This is a genomic window from Streptomyces sp. NPDC016640 (genome assembly GCF_043076215.1).
Taxonomy (GTDB): domain Bacteria; phylum Actinomycetota; class Actinomycetes; order Streptomycetales; family Streptomycetaceae; genus Streptomyces.
Genome location: NZ_JBIBRG010000012.1, coordinates 223,388 through 243,200, shown reverse-complemented (window position 1 = coordinate 243,200; position 19,813 = coordinate 223,388). Strand labels below are relative to the sequence as shown.

Here is a 19,813-nt window from a genome sequence, read left to right as displayed (position 1 = left end):
GCGTTGTCAGTGGCCGCCGATAGATTTTCTTCCGTTCCGCCGCTCTGGCGTGAACACCCCCTTTCGCATGCATGGGAGATGGTGCGTTGTCGGTCTGGGAGAAGTCGAGCACGGCGCGGGTGGTGCCGTCCGCGCGGCCGCGGAAGCTCGCCAAGGTGCCGTTCGTCGAGTTGGCGGACGGGCGGCTGCAGGGTGTGGTGTCCAGCGGGTCGGACATCGGCCGGGTGTACGTGTCGTCGGTCGAGGCGGGGACGTACGCGTTCGCGTGCAGCACCAACAACAACCGTCCCTGCGGCGGGGCGCACGGCTGGTTCTGCAACCACATAGGCGCGATGATCGGTGAGGCCGTGCTGCAGTACGGCGTCGAGCGCGTGGCCCGGTACCTGAAGGTCGAGGTGCCCGGCGACGCAGCCGACGCGGGCGCCCTCACGCACGCCATGACCTCCACGCGGCCCGCCCAGGGGGACAGGTCGGCGGCGGCCCAGGTGTTCAGCCGGTTCCTGCGGCACCTCGCCTATCTCGAACTCGAGCCCGCCACCACGCCGTTGCCCGAGATGCAGTGGTTCCCGACGACGAGGGCGGTGGCCTGATGCGTGCCGACCTGCTGACCGACGCGGTCGACGGGCTCGACGAGGCCCTCGTCGCCGTGGACGGATTCGACGAGGTGCTCGTCGGCGGGCTGCTGCGCCCGCAGCCGGCTCAGGCCGGCCGACTGGCCGGGCTCGCCGAGGCCGTCGCCGGGTCACCGCTGGCCGCGCGGGTCGCCGAGGCCGCCGAGAAGGCGGCTGCCGGGGCCGCGGGCGAGGAGCACTTCATCGCGCTCGCCGCCGCGCGCACCGCCCTGCTCGGCTCCGTGCACGACGCCCTCGTCGTCCGTGTGGAGGAGGCCCTCGGGCGGTCGGGCGAGGCTGGGGAGGCCGCCGGCACGGCCGGGGACCCGGAGCACGCGGTCAACCTGCACGCCGCCGCCCGCAACTGGCTGTGCGATCTCGCGCGGTCCGGCTGGCAGGGCATCGACCACGAGCTGGTCGCCGGGGCCGCGCCCGTCGTCTCGGCGATGCTGCCCGACCCGGCGCTGCGCCGCCTGGCCACCCTGCTGGACGGCTTCGCCGCGGAACTCGCCGCGTCCTGCCCCGGTGCGACCCTGGAGCGCGTCCCGGTACGCCGCTGGGCCGACCTGTGGTCGCGTGCCGTGCTGCTCACGCTGCCCGGCGCCGCCTCCGCTCCCGCCGTCGCCGAGGTCACCGGCCGCCTGCTGCCCCTCGGCGTCGACGTGCAGGAGCACGCCACCGCCGTACAGGCCCAGGTGCACGCCGTGTTCGAGCCGGCGGACGGCGGCGGGGCCCGGCTGGTGCGGGCGTCGGTGTCCGCGCCGAAGCCGGACACGGTCGTCGGAGCGGGACTGTGGCAGTTGCTGCGGCCGCACATGTCCCTGCTGGCCGCCGTCGGCGAGGGGCGTGCCGTGGAGATCGACGCGATGCCGGTGACCACCGGGGGCGACCTCCTCTGGGACGACACCCGCGCCCGGACGGGCGAGCCGGCCGAGGTGTTCGCCACCGCGCGGGTCGCGCTCCCCGCGGCATCCGCGTACGCGGTCCCGCCGCTGGACCGGCATCCGGCCCGCATCGCGGTGCCCGTGCTGCTGGAGGGATACACCGTGGAGGAGGGAGAGGAGGGCGGGACGGCCTTCGTGATCGCCGGACAGCGCTTCGCCGTCGACGTGGTCCGGGTACCGGCCGCCGGCCCGTTGACTCCGGAGGTGATCGCCTCGTCCGGCGCGTGCGTCGCGCTGCTGCGCTGGGACGCCGGGGAATTCCTGTTCCAGCCGCTCGCCGTGGAGCGGACCGTGCGCAAGAAGGCCGTCGCCGTGCACGCCGGGGCCTGGGCCGGGGGGACGACCGACAAGGCGGGCGTGCGGGCCGAGAAGGCGGCGACCGACGCCGTCAAGGTGCTGCGCGAGCGCGCCGGAAAGCTGCTGCGGAAATGAACGAGCAGCCCGCACGGACCGCGGGGCAGGGCCCCGCACCCGACCCGGACGAGAACCGGCGGCAGGTGCTGTACTGGCGGCTGCTGGCCCGGCTCTTCGACCCGGAGGAGCAGGCGTCCCTGGAGTCGGCCGCTCTCGCCGTGGTCGAGGACATCGGCCTGCCCGCCGCGCTGCTCGACCCGGGTGCGTCCGTCGACTCCGTCGTGCAGCGGCATCCGGAGCTGGCGCCCGAGTTCGAGGGTCTGATGGTTCCCGAGCCGGCCGAGGACGGCGGGCGGGACCGGGCCGCCGAGGTGCGGCGCGCGGCGCTCGCCTCGAAGGTGCTGCTGAACGTCTTCGCACCCACCTCCGGTACGGTCAGCGCCGGACAGCTGGCCCGCTGGCAGTCCGACGCGGGCTGGCTGGAGCGGGCACTGGGCTGCCGGCCCGGCGGACTGCGCGGCGGCGGCAGCCGTCCGGGGGCCGGCCGGGGCGTCAGCCCGACCGGTACGGGCGTCGGCGGACCCGCTCCCGACCTCAGCCGGCTGATCCCCGCGATCGGGCCGGAACTCGGTTCGATCGAGGCCGGGCTCGTCCAGCGGATGCACCTGCGCGAAGTGCTGTCGGACCCCGCGCTCGCGTCCCGGCTGACGCCGAGCATGTCCCTCATCGAGCAGTTGCTGCGCGACAAGGACAACCTCTCCGGTGTGGCCCTGGCCAACGCCAAGGCGCTGATCCGCCGTTACGTCGACGAGGTGGCCCAGGTGCTGCGCTCCCAGGTGGAGAAGTCGACGGTCGGCGACATCGACCGGTCCGTCCCGCCCAAGCGGGTCTTCCGCAACCTCGACCTCGACCGCACCATCTGGAAGAACCTCACCAACTGGGACCCGGAGGAGGAACGGCTCTACGTCGACCGCCTCTACTACCGGCACACCACCCGCAAGACGACGCCGCAGCGGCTGATCGTGGTCGTGGACCAGTCGGGTTCCATGGTCGACTCGATGGTCAACTGCACCATCCTGGCGTCCATCTTCGCCGGGCTGCCGAAGGTGGACGTCCACCTCATCGCCTACGACACCCAGGCGCTGGACCTCACGCCCTGGTCGCACGACCCGTTCGAGACGCTGCTGCGCACCAAGCTGGGCGGCGGCACCGACGGCACCGTCGCCATGACGCTCGCCCAGCCGAAGATCGCCGAGCCGCGCAACACCGTGGTGGTCTGGATCTCCGACTTCTACGAATGGCGGAGCGAGGAGCTGTTCGAGAGCATGGCCGCCGTCCACCGCTCGGGGGCGAAGTTCATCCCGGTGGGCTCGGTGACCAGCGGCGGCCGCGGCAGCGTCAACCCGTGGTTCCGGGAGAAGTTCAAGGACCTCGGTACGCCGGTGATCTCCGGCCACATCAAGAAGCTCGTGCACGAACTCAAGACGTTTCTCACCTGATCTCACCTGATCTCACCTGATCGAAGAACACGCCCGTCAGGCACGCGTCCGTCTCTTCACCGATCACCGTACGAAAGGCCTTCCCCATGTCCGACCTGCTGCGCGCTCCCGCCGAGATCAAGTACGCCGAGGAGCTCGACTGGCTGGAGTCGATCGACGACGGTCCCAAGCCGTTCTCGTGGCGTCTGTCGCCGAAGATGGTCCGCCTGTTCATCTCCGGCTCCGAGCGGTCCGACGGCCTGGACCGGGAGATCTCGCAGAAGTGGTTCGGCGACCGCAGTATCGTGGAGCGTTCGATCGTGACGCTCGCCTCCGACCGCGGTCTGCTGCTGATCGGTGACCCCGGCACGGGCAAGAGCTGGCTGGCCGAGCTGCTGGCCGCGGCGATCTGCCGCAACTCCACCCAGGTGGTGCAGGGTACGGCCGGCACGACCGAGGACCACATCAAGTACTCGTGGAACGTGTCGATGGTCATCGCCAAGGGCCAGTCGCGGGAGTCGATGATCCCCTCGCCGATCATGACCGCGATGGAGGCCGGCTCCATCGGCCGTTTCGAGGAGCTGACCCGGTCCACCAGTGACGTGCAGGACGCGCTGATCTCGATCCTCTCGGAGAAGTACATCTCCGTGCCCGAGCTGAAGAGCGGCAGCGGTGACGACAACATCGTCTTCGCCAAGCCCGGCTTCTCGGTCATCGCCACGGCCAACAGCCGTGACCGGGGTGTCAACGACCTGTCGTCCGCGCTCAAGCGCCGCTTCAACTTCGTCCGCATCCCGGTGGTGACGAACAAGAAGAGCGAGGCGGAGATCGTCCGCTTCCGCACCGAGGAGCTGCTGCGCCGGCACGCGATCGAGCTGGACGTGCCGCCGACCCTCCTCGACGTCCTGCTGCAGAGCTTCGCCGACCTGCGCGCGTCCGCCGCGGCGGCCGGCAGTGACGACGAGAAGCTGGAGTCCGCGCTGTCGACGGCCGAGCAGATCGGCGTGCTGGAGGACGCCGTCCTGCACAGCAACTTCTTCGGCGAGCGCGCCCTCACCGCGCGCACCCTCGCCTCCTCGCTGGTCGGCTCGCTCACCCGGCGCGAGCCGGAGGACCTGGCCATCCTCAACAAGTACCTGCACGGCGTGGTCGAACCGCGGAGCAGGGAAGAGGGCGGCTCCTGGCCCGAGTTCCTGGAGGGCGGCCGCGACGCGATCGCCACGCTGTCATGAGCGGGTCCCACGAGAGCGGCGGGTTCGCGGCGCTGCGCGGCCGGCTCCAGGACGCGGCGGCCACGTTCGCGGGCGGGCCGGACGCCCTGGAGGGCATCCTGCTCGGCATGGTCGACGACGTCGACCGCGCGGCGCGCGAGCCGCTGGAGATCTTCCCCGTCTGCCACCACTCCCCCGCCTCCGCGCTCGCCATGGCCCGCCGGCTGCGCGAGAAGCAGCCCAAGGTCGTGTACCTGGAGCTGTGCGAGGACATGGCGCCGCTCCTGACCGAGCTGCGCAACTGCCGGCTTCCGGTGGCGGTGCAGGCGTTCGCCGGCGAGCTCGACGGCTTTCCCGCGGAGTGGGCGCCGCTGTCGGTCGTCGCACCGATCACGGAGGCGTCCGCCGAGTACCAGGCCATCGCGTACGCGCTCGACACCCCCGGTGTCGAACTGGTGCTGGTCGACCGGTCGTCGGACCACGTCTTCCAGTGGGACCGGCGCGGCGAACGCGCGCAGCAGTCCCCGGCGGACGACGACGCGGCCCCGCCCGCCGAGGGGGAGGCCGGGCTGCACGGCGAGGCCGTCGGCGTCGAGATCGGCGACCTGCGGCCGCGCTTCGCCGAACTGGAGGAGCACCTGCTGCGGCACGGCAAGGTGCGGCACTGGTCGGAGTGGTGGCACCAGTTCGTCGAGGTGCCGCTCGGCGACAGCGACCACGACACCTACCGCCAGGTGATGTTCCTCATCGGCAGCCTGTTCCGGCGGCTCGCCCCCGGCGACGGCGACCGGGTCCGGGTGGACGAGGACCGCGAGCGGTACATGTGGACCCGGATGCGCGAGCACCTGGCGGCGACCGGTACGGACCCGGAGGACTGCCTGTACGTGTGCGGGGCGTTCCACGCGGCCAGCCGCGTCGAGGAGTTCGGCGTGCACGGCGGCACGGACACGTTCACGATCTCCCCGCGCACCGCCACCACCTGGCGGTACGGGCTGATCCCGTCCAGTCACGCGGCGATCGAGGCGCAGTTCGGGCTCGCCTCCGGCTCGGTGTCGATCGCCGCGACGGAATGGGCGAAGAGCCTGAAGCGCACCCGTGTCCAGCCGTACCGGCTGGCCGGCCAGGCGGGCGGGAAGAAGACCCCGGCGAAGAAGACGGCGGGGCGCAGGACGGCGGCCGCGGTGGTCACCGTCCCGGAGCCGGAACAGCCGGGCGCGGACCGGCTGTCGGGCTTCCTGCGCAGGCCACCCGTGCTCGACCGGCTGGACGAGGCCGAACTGCTCGGCTGGTCCGTGGACATCGTGCGCGCGGCCCGCCGCAACGGCTACCTCGCCTCCACCGCCGACGCCATCGCCGTCTTCGAGACGTCGATCCTGCTCGCCGGCATGCGCGACCGGGCCAAGCCGACGCCGTACGACTTCCAGGACGCGGCGGTCACCTGCATCGAGAAGGACAGCGTGCCCGGGCGGCGGGACGTGCGGCGGCTCGTCGAGATCATGATGGGCGGCGACCGGATCGGCCAGGTGGGCTACGAGTCGCTGCCGCCGCTCGCCCGCGACGTGTACGACCGGCTGGCACCGCTGGAGCTGAAGCTGCAGCAGCGCGGTGTGCAGCGGGCCCTGCTGGATCTGGCCTCGCGGCCGGAACTGCGGGCGTGCTCCGACCTGTTGTGGATGCTGCGGCGTCTGCTGCCGCACGGCGCCGCGCGGCCGATCATGGGCGAACGACGGCTGGGCGAGCGGTCGATCCAGGAGTCCTGGGACCTGGCGCTCGGCACCCACCAGCGGGCGCTGATCGAGCTCGGCTACGAGGGCGTCAGCATCGAGCAGGTGCTGGAGCAGCGGCTGCGGCGCGAGGCGTACGCGCCGCAGGCGACGACCGCGACCGTGCTGGCCGCGGTGGAGGACGCGACCCTGTACCTGGACAGCCGCCGCCTGGCCGACGAACTCGGCACGCACGCGCTGAAGGTGCTGGCCACGGAGCGCAGTGTGGACGGCGCCCCGGAGGTACTGCGCCGGGTGCGCGGGCTGCTGGCGTACTACCGCACCCACGAGCCGGTGCTGCCGCAGTGGATCGAGGCGTTCACCAAGGCCGGTTACGCCCACTACTGCACGCTGCTGCCGACCGCGTTCCGGGACGAGGACGCGACGGTGGGGCAGGTCGCGGCCATGCTCGGGTTCCTGTTCGGCATGGAGAGCCTGGCGCTGTCACTGGGCTGCGACCGGACCCAGCTGGAGCTGGCCGTCGCCCAGTCGCACCCCGACGACCCGTCGAAGACGGCACTGCTGTGGGCGGCGCAGGTGCAGCTCGGCACGCTGTCCCGGGCGGAACTGCGGGCGCGGTGCGCCGGGCTGCTGGACAACCCGCTGGTGGTGCCCGCCTATCCGCGCTACCTCAGCGGCTTCGTGCACGCGCTGGAGCCGGTGCCGGGGCTGGCGGACGTGGTGGTGGAAGCGGTGTCGAACGCGTTCGGCCGGCTGCCGGACGAGGTGCTCCTGCCCTGGCTCCCCCTCCTGATCACCACCCTGCGTTCCGGCGCGGCGGACCTCGCCCCGCTGCTGATCCGCGAGGCCGGCCGGATCTTCCCGGCCCGGCTGGCGGCACTGGACGCGTGGGTACCGCCGTGGCGGGCCCCGCAGACGGACCCGTTCGCCGCCCGCCGTTCCCGGCCGGAGCCGGACGGCCCCCGGGGTGCCGCGCTGCTCCCGTCCCATCCGGCGACGTGCGACGCGGTGGCGGAACTGCTGGGCTGCACGGAGGGCTGGTCCGCCGCCGGCGCCGCGCCGGTCCCGCCGGGCGTCGCGCTGCTGACCGCGCATCCGGCGGCGTGCGACGCGGTGGCGGGACTGCTGGGGTGCGACGGTGAATGGGCGGCGGCCGGACCTTCCTCGCCGGGTACGGCGCTCACCGTCAGGCATCCGGTGACGGCCAGGGCCCTGGAGTCGCTGCTCGCCGGCGCGTGACGGCGGCGGCCGGATCCCGGCTCGCCCGGGTTCGGCAGCGTCCGGCCCCCGGGCGAGCCGCTCCTCGCGGTCACCGGTCCCGGTGGTCTCCACGGAAACCACCGGGACCTCCACGCACGTCCTGGCCTGCAGTTCCCCCACTCACCCAGGACGAGGACCCGGTCGGCACCGGCAAGCAGGTGACCGGCGACCTCATGAAGGACCCCTACGAGGGCTTCGGCCGGCTGCTGCCCGACGGCGTGCAGCGCAGAGGGCGGGGAGTCGAAGTGTCCCCCTCCCGGCGAGCAGGAGGCCGTCCCGTTCGGGGTCGGGTGCTGATTGCCCGGCCGCTCGTCCCACCCGGTCATTCCTCCACGGCCGTGCCGCCGTAGCACCGTGCGACCTCGTGGAACGCTTCCTTGGGCCTGCGCGCACCGTCGCCGGTCACCGCCATGACCCCGAAGCCGGCCTTGTCGAGGTCGAGACGAGGATCGCCGTGATGCGGGAAGCCGGGCATGGCGAAGGTGAACACGAAGCAGCCGTGCACGCCCTCCAGGTCGTACAGGTCGATGAGTTCACGGAGGTAGCGGGCCTGGACGGCCTCGTCGCGGGGATGGTCGCCGCGGATGCGCGGGGGTACGGCGAACCAGTTGACGATCCAGAAGGAACCGGCTCCCCGCCGGTCGGCTCCGGTGAAGGCACCGCACTCGAACTCGGTGATGACGACGGGCTTGTCGTTGTCGCGGACCAGGCCGCGCAGACGGTCCGCGTAGGTGGGCTGGTTGCGGCCGGAGCGGTAGAGGCTGACGCCGACCAGGTCGAACAGCGACCAGTCGACCTGTTCCCACCCGGCCGCGGAGTAGGTGACCGGCCCGCCGAAGCGGCGCCGCGCGGTGGTCACGGCGGTGGTGAGCAGCCTGTGGAGCCGCCGGTCGATCGTGCGCCGCAGCACGCGGTGGAAACGCACGATGAGCTTCAGGCGGAGGAACGAGCGAGGTCCGGGGACGATGCCGGGCGCGGTGTGGGAGAACTCGCTGCCGACCAGGAGCGTCACCCGGTCCGGGTGTTCACGGCGGAGTTCCTCGGCCGCCTCGGCGACGGCGTCCAGGTGCTCCAGCAGCTTCGGCTGCGGCAGTTCGGGAACGCTGGGCCGGATGTAGACGCCGAGACCGGTCCGGAGGGCGGTGCGTGCGGCATCGATCAACCGCTCTCCGTCCCCGATGAGCATCACCGTGGTGCAGTGCAGTTCCCGGGCGATGACCTCCAGGTCCCGCCGTACGTCGTCGGTGCTCGCCTCGCCGACCAGGTAGGAGATGCCGCGGACGGTCAGCACGCGCTCGGCTCCCGTCGGCGCACACAGTGGGCGGCCATGAGGAGAAGGGCGGCGACACCACCGAGCATCGTGGCGTTGACCGCGTACTTCACCGTGCTGTCCACGTCGTCGCCGAGCGGTTCGACCAGGAAGGACAGCCCGGCGCGGACGACGAGGGCACTGCCCGCGACGGCCAGTACGTGCCGGCGGCCCCAGCCCCGGCGGCGCGACCAGTGCAGCAGCAGCCAGGCGAGTGCGACCACGGCGACCACGTTCACCGTCACCCCCGCCCAGGTCGCCGGCAGCAGCTGATGGGCGCACCACACCACCCCCGTGACACCGCCGGCCAGCCACCACGACGGCGCCCTCCCGGATGACGGGGCCTTCGCGGGCCGAACGGTGAACGCGGCGGCGATCAGGGCGACGGCGACCACTGCGGCGCCGATCAGCTGCGCCGGGCCGGCGGTGGAGTCCGCTGCCGTGTCGTTGAAGACCAGCGCTGCGCTCAGCACCCACAGCGAAACCATGACGCCGACGCCGACCGGGCCCAGCCACCGTCGGCTCGCGATGCGCGGGGCACAGGATTCGACCACCGCGATCGGAGCGGCGAAACTCCAGATCACATGCCCCCCGACATAGTTCAGCAGGCTCGCCGCGTCGACCCCCAGACCCGGGATGAGCGTGACCAGCGCCTGGGTTGCCCAGTCGGGGCCGTCGGCGTCGACCTCGTTGTCGAACAGGGACTGGTCGACCAAGCCGGCCTGGACCACCCCGAAGGCCGCGCTCAACAGCAGGATCGTCGGCCAGCCACGACCGGTGCGCCGAGTGGTCTCGCGGATGAGCACCGCGACGGTTCCGTAGAGCGGCGCGAGGATGAGCAGGCCCGCCAGCAGTTCCAGCGGCCGACCGGTGCTTTCGCCGTAGCCGATGAGGTACTCCGCGCTGATCGGGGACAGCACCAGCAGGCCGGCCACGGCCGCCCAGCGGTGCCGGACCCGCGTCGGCGCGGCAGGGGTGGATGGTAAGGGCATGGGAATCCTTCGCGTGGTGGTCAGGGATCCGATTCGTCATCGGTCCGGTCGACACTGCCGACGCTAGAGAGACAGCCGGCGGTCGGGCATCGGTCTTCCCTCCAGGAGCGCGCGACTTCCGTCTACAAGTGAGTGACCTTCCGGCCGTGCGCGGCCTGCTGTCCGTTCGTCCCCGACCCCACGGCGATCCCGCGCGGCCGCGGCCACCCCTGCGTGGAGACGGGCCACTGGCGGCCGCTGTCGGCCTCCGGCGGCACGCTCGCTCATGACGGTGGTCAGCCCTCGGCCACGTCAGCGAATTCCGACGTGTGTCCGGCATGCCGGAGGCCCGGCAGGCGTCTGCCCGCTCGCCGGCCCCGGCGGGCACGGCCGGTGATCCTGGCAGGCCGTGGCCGGCGGTCCACGGCAGTCATCGGACCCGGAGGACCTCCGGGCGTACCCGGCCGCGACCGCGCATTCCGGCTTCTCCCCGGCCGCAGAGGGGCGTGGATGGCCAGGTGCCGGCAATGGCGTCGACAGGCCCGAACCCGTCGCCCTACGGGCCGTGGCCGGCCGGGCTCGGGCTCTCGGGCTCTCGGGCTCTCGGGCTCTCGGGCTCTCGGGCTCTCGGGCTCTCGAGTCTTCAGAGGCGATCGAGCGAGCCTTCCGACGGGGCGGCCCGGACGCGGAAGTGACTGTGCCCCAGGCGTGGACGGCGTCCGTTCACACCGCGCCGGTGACGCGGAACACCGGCCAGCCGATCTCCGTCCGCCAGTGGGCCGCGGCCGGGGTGTCGCGCGGGCCGACGAGGTAGGTCTCGCGTACCGGCCCGGCCACGGCGAGAGCGTGGTCCGCCACCCACCTGCCGAGCTCGCCGTAGGTCACGTCGATCGTGTCGTGGGCGCCCTCGTGCACGGTGACTGCGAGTTCCGCCCTCGGCAGCTCGGTGCTGCGGACCCGTCCCACGGCCGGTACGGGCGCGGCGATCGGGACGTGCACGAGGACGTTCCCCCGCCCGTGGCTGAACAGCGCGTTGGCGTAGAGTCCGCCAGCAGGCCCCGCCGGTTCGCGGACGACCGCGTCGAGCTCGGCCATCGCGCCCGCGTACCAGGCGAGCACGTCCGCGTGGGCGACGGTGGCTTCCACCGCGGCCACGAGCTGCGGGGACACCTGCCGCAGCTCGACGGCGACGTCGGCCGGCTCCGGGCTCAGCAGCCGCTGCAGGGAGGCGACGGCCGCCTGGGTGCGCGCCAGTTGTTCCTCCAGCCGTCGGAGGTGTTCGGCCACGAGCGCCGCGCGCGCGGCCGGGTCCTGTGTGAGCAGGATCTGCCGGACGTTCGCCAGCGGCACATCGAGCTCCCGCAGTCTGAAGATCACCTGCGCGTCGGGGATCTGGGCGGCGTCGTAGTACCGGTAGCCGCTCGACGGGTGCACATGGGCCGGTTCCAGCAGCCCCGCCTCGTGGTAGCGGCGCAGAGTCCGGACGCTCAGGTGGGTCATCCGCGCGAATTCGCCGATCGTCAGCACACGTCCTACTGTGCACCCTCCCGCAGGGAGAGGGTCGAGGAGCTTGACCCTCCTGTCGTGGGAAGCCGCACGATCACCCGCATGACCAGCACCACACCTCCCTCCCCCGACCTCAAGGGCCGTCTCGCCCTCGTCACCGGCGCCGGCAGAGGCACCGGCGCCGCGATCGCGGCACGCCTTCGCGCGGCCGGCGCCACCGTGCTCGCCACGGCGCGTTCGGCGCCCGCGGCCGCCGGCCACGAGCACTCCTTCGTCACTGCCGACCTGACGTCGCACGAGGGCATCGACACCCTCGTCACAGCCGTGCACGAGCGGCTCGGCACCCTCGACGTCCTCGTGCACACCCTCGGCGGATCGCACTCGCCCGCCGGAGGGTTCGCCGCCCTCACCGAGGAGCACTGGCAGGACGAGCTCGCCCTGAACCTGCTGGCCGCGGTCCGCCTGGACCGCGCGCTGCTGCCGGCGATGCGCCGGGCCGGCTCCGGCGCCGTCATCCACGTGTCCTCCATCCAGCGCCGGCTGCCGCTCTTCGACGCCACGCTCGGCTACGCCGCCGCCAAGGCAGCGCTGACCACCTACAGCAAAGGGCTCGCCCGTGAGCTCGCCCCGCACGGAGTGCGCGTCAACGTCGTCTCCCCGGGCGCGATCGAGACCGAAGCGGCTACGGCCCTCGTCGACCGCATCGCCCGGTCCCAGGCCATCGACCGCACCGCGGCCTGGGAGCAGGTCCTGGCGGCCCTCGGCGGAATCCCCCTCGGCCGCCCCGCGCGCCCCGAGGAGGTGGCCGAACTCGTCGCCTTCCTCGTCTCCGACCGGGCCGGTGCCATCACCGGCGCCGAGCACACGATCGACGGCGGCACCGTCCCCACCGTCTAGCCCCGCCCACACCGGCGGTAATCCCCGAGGAGAAGATGACTGCGACCCCGGCCGGTCTCCGGCACCTGCCGGGTGTCGTCCGGGCCCACCTCGACGCGCACACCCGGGGTGACGTCCCAGCAGCGGCCGAGTGCTTCACCCCGACCGCGGTGGTCGTGGACGACGGCAGCGCCCACCGTGTCCGCGAGGAGGTCCGCGGCCGGTTCGGACGCCTGACTCCGTTCCGCCGGGGCCCGCGAGATGTCGAGCCGTTACGAACCGGAGGGCTTGCCGGCGCGGCCCGCGGACCGTGAGGTGCCGGCGCCGCTGTTCCCGGTGGCTGTGAACGCACTGTCCTGCGTCCCTGGTGGAGCACCAGTTGACAACCGACACCCGTCTCGCGACGGTACGGGCCACCGCCCGCGACCAGTTGGTGGAGCGCTGCCGTCGGCTGGACCGCGAGCCGGTGCAGGCCGCGATCGACAGCCGAGCGATGAGGGAACGTCGTCCCTTCCTCGATCCGGCGGCGACCCGAACGCTTGATCCCCACTGCGGTGTTCCGCGATGACAGCAAACACGGTGTGGCGGTGCAGGATGCCCGGGAAAATGCCGGGAGATCGGTGAGCAAGGAGGCTGAGTGATGGGTACGGCGTTAGTGGCGCTTGCGGCTGCGGTGATCGGGGGTGGGGTCTCACTGGCGTCGGTGTTCCTCACACAGCGCGGTGCGGAACGTGGCTGGGTCCGTGATCATGAGCGCATCGAGCGACATCGCCGGGAGGACCAGGTACGCCAGTGGGACAGCCGCTTGCTCGAGGAACGGCGCGCCGCGTACTCGCGGTTGCACGCCACAGCGCGAGCAGCCCGGGACGCCCTGGCGGCATGCATGCACGATCTGCGCCGGGCCGGTGCCTTGGAAGAGGGGCGGAGAGTGGAACTGGAGGAGCGTTGGAGCGCCTACGTCGTCCAGCACGCGGAGTCCCACATGATCGTGTCCGATGCCGTATTACCTCTCCTGGGAGCCGCCAACGGTTCCCTCCGGCAGATCTACGGTCTGGTGAAGCGCCTGGACACGGGGCAGTCGAGGCAGGACGAGAGCGTCGAAATGTTGAGCCGACGGATGGACGACCTTTGGGCACGGCTCACCGATCTACGCGATGAGATGCGCCGTGACCTCGGCATTACCGCACGCGTGGAGCCACCGGTGGCGGAATGACGCAGCTGGGTACGCAGTCGCGCGTCACTGAGGCGCCGACTCCAGCCCGGGACGCGTCAACTCGTCCGACGGCATACTGCGGGCTCGGGGTCTCCCGGTGGCGTCCCAGGTCCCCCTCCCAGGCGGCCTGTGCGTCGCGCGGGTGGGGGACCACACGGTCCAGATGGTCGAGCACGTGTGCGTACAGCGGATGCACCCTTCGGCCCCGTCCGGCCACCAGAGCCGACAGGAGCGGCAGGTCGGGGCGTGTCGGCCGGTCGACCTCCACCAGTAGTGCCACCTTGTCGTCCGGGTGGAGGGCGGGCAGTCCGTGGTCGAGGCGGGCGCCCAACTCCGCCCATGTCATGGGCCGTGCGGTGCGGGCAGCCATGGCCAGCAGCGGCCGCACGGCGTCGGCGTGAGCGCAGATCCTCCGGAAGGACGGACGAGCCAGCAGCATCTCCGCGTGGGCCTGCCAGCCACGGATGCGTGTGCGCACCACCGGGACCGGACCGCGCCACATCGCCCTTTCGCGGACCGTGAGGTCGCGGAGGACTGTCTGCATCTGGTCGAGGTGCAGTTCATCCCCTACGCGGTCGAGGTAATCGAGCAGGAGGATCATTCCTTCGGTGACCTCCTTGTCGTAGTGCGCCTGGATCTCCTGCAGGGAGACAGGAACCGGCGAGGAGGGGGGAGCGCTCGGGCTCTGCCCGCCGCCTGAGGCCGTCCCCTGTGCCACGGACGCGTCTTCCCCGACCCGGGGTTGCTGCGGGTACGCCGGTGACGGCCGCCGGTCCGGCTCGCTTGTCCCGAGCACGGCTGCGGGCGGCGGAGATCCTGCTCGGGGACGAGACCCATCGATGCGCCCCGTCGGCCGATCGGCTTGCGGCGTCGGGAGGGACCGGGGGGCCGGGGGCGGGTTCCGTCTGCCGAGCGGCGCGATACCAGCGGAAGGGGGCTCGTGCCCTGGAAGCCGGATGCCGTGGGCGGTCATGTGGCACTCGGTCAGCGGAACCCAGTCGATGGGGGTGTCCGGGTACTGCACGCCGACCTCTACGACGCGTGTGATTCCGGCCGGGCGGCACTGGATGCGCAGGGCGTATCCTCGTCGGTCGATCTCCCAGTTGGCGAGCATGCTGTCCGGGCCGAACAGCCACTCGACACCCGCCCATCGCTCCCGGAGGTGGGCATCGGTCTCCTCCCACTCGGACTTCGACCTCCTGGCGAGCTGGACGCGCACCAGTCGCTCCCGTCGTTCCTCGCGGTGCAGGTACCGGACGTCGACGAAGTCGCGCAGGTCCTGCTTGCCCTTCTCCTTGTAACGCGGCTGGACATGCCCGTACTTCTGTTGCTTCAGCCAGGCTGCGACGGCCCGCCCCATATAGAGGTGGTCGGCGCTGGCCTCGTTCGTCGAGAGGCGACGACAGGTACCCGAGGCGACGTGCGCGAAGTGGCACTTCTTGTCGCGGTACTTACGAGCGGAGAGTTTCTTGCCGCAGCCGCCGAGGAGTGTCCCGCAGTAGAACTCCCGGGTCGGGTACTCACGTATGAAACGGTCGTACTCGACCGCGTCCATCGGCAGGTAGACCGGGCGGTCGGTGGCAGGGGATCCCGCGACGGCCGTCTGGACCTTGCGGGTGTCTTCCTCCGCTGCGGGCACAAGCATGGTCGGGCTCCGGGCGTGGGCGGGCGAGTGAACGGTCCCGCAGGGGTTCGCTTCACACCTCGCGGGTCACCTGTCTGTCGGTTCTCAGGCGGAACCGCCTAAGTCCACGAGACGCACGGGTTCCGACAACACCGCGCGGGCGCTTCCGAAGTCGGCCAGGCGGGCAGCCACCGTGGCGACGGCGAGGCGGTCCGGGAGGGCGGCGGAGAACTTCAGGCCGCGTACGGCCCGGGGGTCCACGTCGGGCAGGACCAGGTTCTCGCCGACGCTCTCGCGGGCCGCGCGCCAGTCGGCCGGGGTGAGGTCCTCGCGCAGGCGCAGCCAGCAGTCGGCGGGGCGTTGCAAGGGATCAGTGACCGACTGGAGGGCAGCCCCCAGGGTGGCGTTGGCGCGGTAGCCGGCCCAGGTCCACCAGCGCACGTCGCGGCCGGCACGAGTGATCAGTGTGCCGCCCGGGTGCACGGTGTCGGGGGCGTCGGTCTCGCGCTGTTCGACCAGACACGCCTCGGCGCGCCGGGTGAGGGAGACGGGCGGGTCCGTGCCCAGCAGCACTTCGCGCATGGCGCGCGTCAGGGCGTACGACAGCCCGGTGATGCCGCCGTTCATCCACTTGGCGACGCCACCGCCGTCGACGGGTTCGACGAAGACGCGTTTGCGCAGCCAGTCGATGTAGGTGACCTGCCAACTGCGTCCGCCGAGCAGTAGGCGCCGCGGGCCGGGGCGTTCCTCGGTGAGCACGCTCGGGTCGGTGCGGCCGATCTCCATACGTCCGGACAGGACGGTGAACTGCGGTGGCGCGGTGAAGGACGCGGTGAGTTCGATGAAGTGCCTCTTGCCGAAACGGCGTTCCGCCTCGGGGCCGACGAACAGCATGCCGCCGTCACTGTCGAGGAAGCCCTCGTCTGTGAGGTGGCGCAGGATCGGGGCGGCGGAACGGTCGAAAGGGGCAAGGCCGTTCCACTGCCGGTCCCACAACTGGTCGCCGAGCTTGTGCTGTTGCAGGGTGACGGCGAGGAGCTGCTGGGCCACGAGGTGGCGCGGCTCGGGCGGTGGGAGGACCGGTTCGACCCAGCCGCGCGACCACAGCAGGAGTAGTCCCGCCGCCTGCAGCAGGGTGTCTTTGCGGGTGGTGAGGAACAGGCAGTTGCGTACGGTTCCCGGGCGCCGGCCGGTGCGGCCGATGCGCTGCAGGAAGGAGGCGACGGAGGCCGGGGAGTCGATCTGGATGACTCGGTCCAGGTCTCCGACGTCGATGCCGAGTTCGAGGGTGGAGGTGGAGACGATGACGCAGTCGCGCGCTTCGGCGAAGGCATGCTCGGAGCGGGTGCGTTCGTCGACGGAGAGGGAGGCGTGGGACAGGAAGACGGTTACTTCGCGGGCGCGCAGGGCGGCGCCCAGTTCCTCGACCTGGCGGCGCGAGTCGCAGAAGACGAGACGCTTCTCTCCACGGTGCAGGGCGGCGATGAGTTTGGCGGCGTTGTCGAGGGAGCCCACGTAGTCCAGTTCCACCTCGCCCGCGGGCCTGCGGGAGGGGTCCTCCGCGGCCTGCTCCCCGTGCCCGGCCGCGCCGGTGGCGGGCAGGTGGACGCCCGGGGCGACGACCTGCCCGGTGCGGCTCCCGGCACCGGCCCCCTGCAGCCAGCGCAGCAGCTGCTCGGGGTTGCCGACGGTCGCCGAGAGTCCGACGCGCTGGATGGGGCGGCCGGTGACCCGCTCCAGCCGTTCGAGCACGGCCAGCAGGTGCCAGCCCCGGTCGTCGCCCGCGAAGGCGTGCACCTCGTCGACGACGACGGTCCGTACGCTCCCCAGCAGCCGCGAGTGGTCGGTCTTGACGCCGATCAGCATCGCCTCGAGCGACTCGGGCGTCGTGAGCAGGATGTCCGGCGCCTCGGTGCGGATGCGCTGCCGCTGCGATTCCTTGGTGTCGCCGTGCCAGAGGGCGGCGCGCCGCCCCAGCCACTGGGCGTAGGTGTCGATGCGGCCGACCAGGTTGTTGAGGAGCGCCTTGAGCGGACACAAGTAGAGCACCGACGTGCCGGTCCACCGTTGCCCGGCCATCGCCGACAGCAGCGGGAAGCAGGCCGCCTCGGTCTTGCCGCCGGCCGTCGGCGCCAGCAGGACTGCGTCCTCGCCGTCCGTGAGCGGGGGGATCGCCGCTCGCTGCAGGGGGCGCAGGTCGGGCCAGCCGAGGGTGTTGACGATGTGGTGCAGGACGACGGGGTCGAGCCGGTCGAGCACGTCGGCCCCTCCCCCTGCCGGGTCCGCCCCGGCCGGGCTGTCGGCGTCCGCCATCACAGCTCCAGGTCGATGTCGTCGGCGGACGCGGAACCGCCGGTGACCGTGGCGGCCACGTTCCGCTCCACGTCGGTGAGTTCGCTGCTCGCGACGGTCAGCTTGTAGTGCCGGCGGGGGTCGAAGTCGTCGAACTGGTCCACCCGGTCGAGGACGTCCCCGACGAGCTTCTTCAGGAACAGCCGCGGTGCCACTCCGACCTTCCCTCCCAGCGCTCCGCCGACGGCCCGCGCGAGGTCCGCGACGTACGTGTCGTCGATGACCGTCCGCACGCGCTCGGGTGACGCGGCGGCGTCCGCGTACAGGTCCCGGATGGTGACGCCGAGGCCGACCAGGGACTCCTGGGTGAAGCCGGGCAACCGGATCTGCACGGCGCGGGGGTTGTCGAAGCGCGGGTCGGTGGTGAAGTCGGTGGCGAGCCGCTGGGCGAGCGGGGCCAGGCGCTGCACACCCTGCTGGCCGTCGTAGAAGGCCGGCGTGCCGGTGATGACGAGGTACAGGCCGGGAAAGCGCCCGGAGTGAACCTCGTCGATGAGCTGCCGCAGCGCGTTGAGCGCCTTGTCGCGGGCGTCGGAGCGGACCCGCTGCAGCGTCTCCACCTCGTCGAGGACGACGAAGAGGCCGGTGTGCCCTGAGTCGCGCAGCACGGTGAGGAGCCCTTGGAGGAAACCGAGGGCACCGAAGTGGTCGAGGTCGCCGCGCACCCCGGCGGACCTGCGGGCGGAGGCGGCGACGTGCGGCTGGCCGCCGAGCCACGCCAGGACGGCCGCGGCGGTCGCCTCGTCGCCGTCGGCGAGGGCTGCCCGGTAGCCGCGCAGGGCGGTGGCGAAGGACGGGGCGTGCCGGGACACCTCCGCGAGGCGCGCGACGAGCAGCTTCTCCACCTCGCCGGGCAGCTCCTCCTCGGTCGCGCCGGCGGCGAGGGCGTCCTCCTCCAGGGCGTAGAACCAGGCGTCCACGACGGGCCGCAGCGCGCTGGGCGGGAAGCTGGAGGTGGTGAGGCGTTCGGTGAGCCGCCGGTAGACGGTCTCCAGCCTGTGCAGCGGGGTCTCGTTCTCCGAGACCTGAATCTCGGCCACGGCGAAGTTCCGCCGCTTGGCCCGCTCTCCCAGCCAGCGCGTGAAGAAGGTCTTGCCGGACCCGTACTCACCGCGCACGGCCTTGAACACGGACCCGCCGGACGCCACGGCGTCCAGTTCCGTGTCGAGGGCTGCCTCGAACCGGTCGAGCCCGGTGGCCAGCAGGTCGAGTCCGCTCTCGGGTACGGCGCCGCGCCGCAGTGCGTCGATGACGGTGCGGCGGCGGGCGGCGCTCACCTGGGCGGGGCGCTTGGATCCGGTGGTGCTCACGGGGACCAGTGTTCCATCTCCCCGTGCCTCAGCACCTGGACGAAGGGGTGCTATGTCCGGTTCGTAGGGAAGTGCTCGTTGGTTCGAGTTCCGTGCTCGAAGCCGATGGTGAGTCGACGACATCGGGGTTTCCCGCCGTCCCTTATGCTCACGAGGCAGTTGGCGTGAGCAGTGCATTTGGGGGGCGCGCGGTACATGACCGACGAGGTCGAGTACGAGTACAAGTCCGTGCAGACCGTTCGCGGCGCCGACGGCTTGGTGATCTCGAAGATGCAGAAGGACGGCTGGGAGTTCGTCGAACAGTCCCGGGGCACGCTTCGCTCCACCCTCACCTTCCGTCGACCGAGGAAGCCGCTGCCGTGGCCCCTGATCGGCGCGGCAGCCGCTGGCCTCGTGATCTTGGCCATCATCATCGGCACTGCCACCGCACTCAGCGACGGAGACGAGCAGAAGGGCAAGACGGCCAAGTCAGCGGCCGCCGCGAGCGAGAAGCCTTCCGCTACACCGACTCCGAGCGCGGCCGAGCCGGCTGCCGAGGTGATCACGCCCGAGAACAGCCCGGAGTTCGCGGCGCTACTGAAGACGGCGGACACTTGCGACGACGCGAACGCGGACTTCGCGACCCGGCATGAGGGCCGGACGATCGCGTTCAACGGCTCGATCGTCGACATGACATCCCACGGTGACTACGACACCCGCTACGACTTTCTCCTGGGCCCAGGCGACAAGGGACCGAACACGACGGTCGGCCCGGCCTTCAAGTACGAGGACGTCAACGTCGCCGAACTGAGACTGACCGGCAAGGATGTCCCCGCCACCGTCGGCGTGGGCGACACGTTCCGCTTCGTCGCCGAGGTGGGCGACTTCAGCGCAGTCCAGTGCCTCCTCCACCTCGCCCCCGTCTCGACAGAAACTCGGTAGCACCCCTCTCCGCCAGGGGCACCAGGGGCCTCCTTCGTCGGCCGGTGCTCACGGGTCGTCTTGTTTATCTGCGAACCGGCTTGACCGTCACCACAGAGCGCTGCTGGAATCACTCTCCGTACAGGCAACAAGGTGGAAAGTGGAGTCAC

15 protein-coding genes are annotated in these 19,813 nt (G+C 71.8%); 9 read left to right on the top strand and 6 right to left on the bottom strand.

All coding sequences use genetic code 11. The annotated features are described in order from the left end of the window. Positions 1-71 precede the first annotated feature (71 nt). The 5 genes from ACF07S_RS24490 (at position 72) to ACF07S_RS24470 (ending at position 7,561) form a co-directional block, all read left to right on the top strand. A complete protein-coding gene (locus tag ACF07S_RS24490; RefSeq protein WP_391965765.1) occupies positions 72-590 on the top strand; it encodes a hypothetical protein in 519 nt (172 codons plus the stop codon). Next, positions 560-1,987: a hypothetical protein gene (locus ACF07S_RS24485; RefSeq protein WP_391975110.1), complete on the top strand. Its 1,428-nt coding sequence runs from the start codon at positions 560-562 to the stop codon at positions 1,985-1,987. Before ACF07S_RS24490 ends, ACF07S_RS24485 begins: the two co-directional genes overlap by 31 nt. Continuing rightward, positions 1,984-3,408, top strand: a complete 1,425-nt coding sequence (locus ACF07S_RS24480; RefSeq protein WP_391965763.1) for a VWA domain-containing protein — start codon at positions 1,984-1,986, stop codon at positions 3,406-3,408. Before ACF07S_RS24485 ends, ACF07S_RS24480 begins: the two co-directional genes overlap by 4 nt. 86 nt (positions 3,409-3,494) lie before the next feature. Then, complete coding sequence (locus ACF07S_RS24475) at positions 3,495-4,619, top strand: AAA family ATPase (RefSeq protein ID WP_391975109.1); 1,125 nt, start codon at positions 3,495-3,497, stop codon at positions 4,617-4,619. After that, positions 4,616-7,561, top strand: a complete 2,946-nt coding sequence (locus ACF07S_RS24470) for a hypothetical protein (RefSeq protein ID WP_391975108.1) — start codon at positions 4,616-4,618, stop codon at positions 7,559-7,561. Before ACF07S_RS24475 ends, ACF07S_RS24470 begins: the two co-directional genes overlap by 4 nt. Positions 7,562-7,904: 343 nt before the next feature. Here the strand turns inward: ACF07S_RS24470 and ACF07S_RS24465 are convergent, their stop codons facing one another. The 3 genes from ACF07S_RS24465 to ACF07S_RS24455 form a co-directional block, all read right to left on the bottom strand. Beyond that, positions 7,905-8,873, bottom strand: coding sequence for a hypothetical protein (locus tag ACF07S_RS24465; RefSeq protein ID WP_391975107.1), 969 nt, complete (start codon positions 8,871-8,873; stop codon positions 7,905-7,907). Next, complete coding sequence (locus tag ACF07S_RS24460; protein WP_391975106.1) at positions 8,867-9,883, bottom strand: hypothetical protein; 1,017 nt, start codon at positions 9,881-9,883, stop codon at positions 8,867-8,869. The genes ACF07S_RS24465 and ACF07S_RS24460 overlap by 7 nt, the downstream gene beginning before the upstream one ends. Positions 9,884-10,585: 702 nt before the next feature. Beyond that, positions 10,586-11,389 carry a MerR family transcriptional regulator gene (locus tag ACF07S_RS24455; protein WP_391975105.1) on the bottom strand — a complete coding sequence of 268 codons (804 nt, stop codon included), beginning with the start codon at positions 11,387-11,389 and terminating at the stop codon, positions 10,586-10,588. An 81-nt stretch (positions 11,390-11,470) separates the two neighbouring features. On the opposite strand from ACF07S_RS24455, the gene ACF07S_RS24450 reads away from it, so the two are divergent. The 3 genes from ACF07S_RS24450 (at position 11,471) to ACF07S_RS24440 (ending at position 13,457) form a co-directional block, all read left to right on the top strand. Beyond that, positions 11,471-12,265: an SDR family oxidoreductase gene (locus tag ACF07S_RS24450; protein WP_391965756.1), complete on the top strand. Its 795-nt coding sequence runs from the start codon at positions 11,471-11,473 to the stop codon at positions 12,263-12,265. Positions 12,266-12,623: 358 nt separating this feature from the next. Then, positions 12,624-12,812 carry a hypothetical protein gene (locus tag ACF07S_RS24445; protein ID WP_391975104.1) on the top strand — a complete coding sequence of 63 codons (189 nt, stop codon included), beginning with the start codon at positions 12,624-12,626 and terminating at the stop codon, positions 12,810-12,812. A gap of 72 nt (positions 12,813-12,884) precedes the next feature. Continuing rightward, the gene (locus tag ACF07S_RS24440; RefSeq protein ID WP_391975103.1) at positions 12,885-13,457 is read left to right on the top strand and encodes a hypothetical protein; all 573 of its coding nucleotides are present in this window, start codon (positions 12,885-12,887) and stop codon (positions 13,455-13,457) included. Here the strand turns inward: ACF07S_RS24440 and ACF07S_RS24435 are convergent. From ACF07S_RS24435 to brxD, 3 genes are all read right to left on the bottom strand, one after another. After that, positions 13,423-15,102 (bottom strand): competence protein CoiA family protein, encoded by a 1,680-nt coding sequence (locus ACF07S_RS24435; protein WP_391975102.1) that lies wholly within the window; start codon positions 15,100-15,102, stop codon positions 13,423-13,425. The genes ACF07S_RS24440 and ACF07S_RS24435 overlap by 35 nt on opposite strands. Positions 15,103-15,186: 84 nt before the next feature. Further along, positions 15,187-17,394 (bottom strand): DEAD/DEAH box helicase, encoded by a 2,208-nt coding sequence (locus ACF07S_RS24430; RefSeq protein WP_391975101.1) that lies wholly within the window; start codon positions 17,392-17,394, stop codon positions 15,187-15,189. Further along, positions 17,394-18,743: a BREX system ATP-binding protein BrxD gene (gene brxD / locus ACF07S_RS24425; RefSeq protein WP_391975100.1), complete on the bottom strand. Its 1,350-nt coding sequence runs from the start codon at positions 18,741-18,743 to the stop codon at positions 17,394-17,396. The genes ACF07S_RS24430 and brxD overlap by 1 nt, the downstream gene beginning before the upstream one ends. Positions 18,744-18,938: 195 nt before the next feature. On the opposite strand from brxD, the gene ACF07S_RS24420 reads away from it, so the two are divergent. Next, a complete protein-coding gene (locus ACF07S_RS24420) occupies positions 18,939-19,664 on the top strand; it encodes a DUF4839 domain-containing protein (protein ID WP_391975099.1) in 726 nt (241 codons plus the stop codon). Positions 19,665-19,813: the final 149 nt, after the last annotated feature.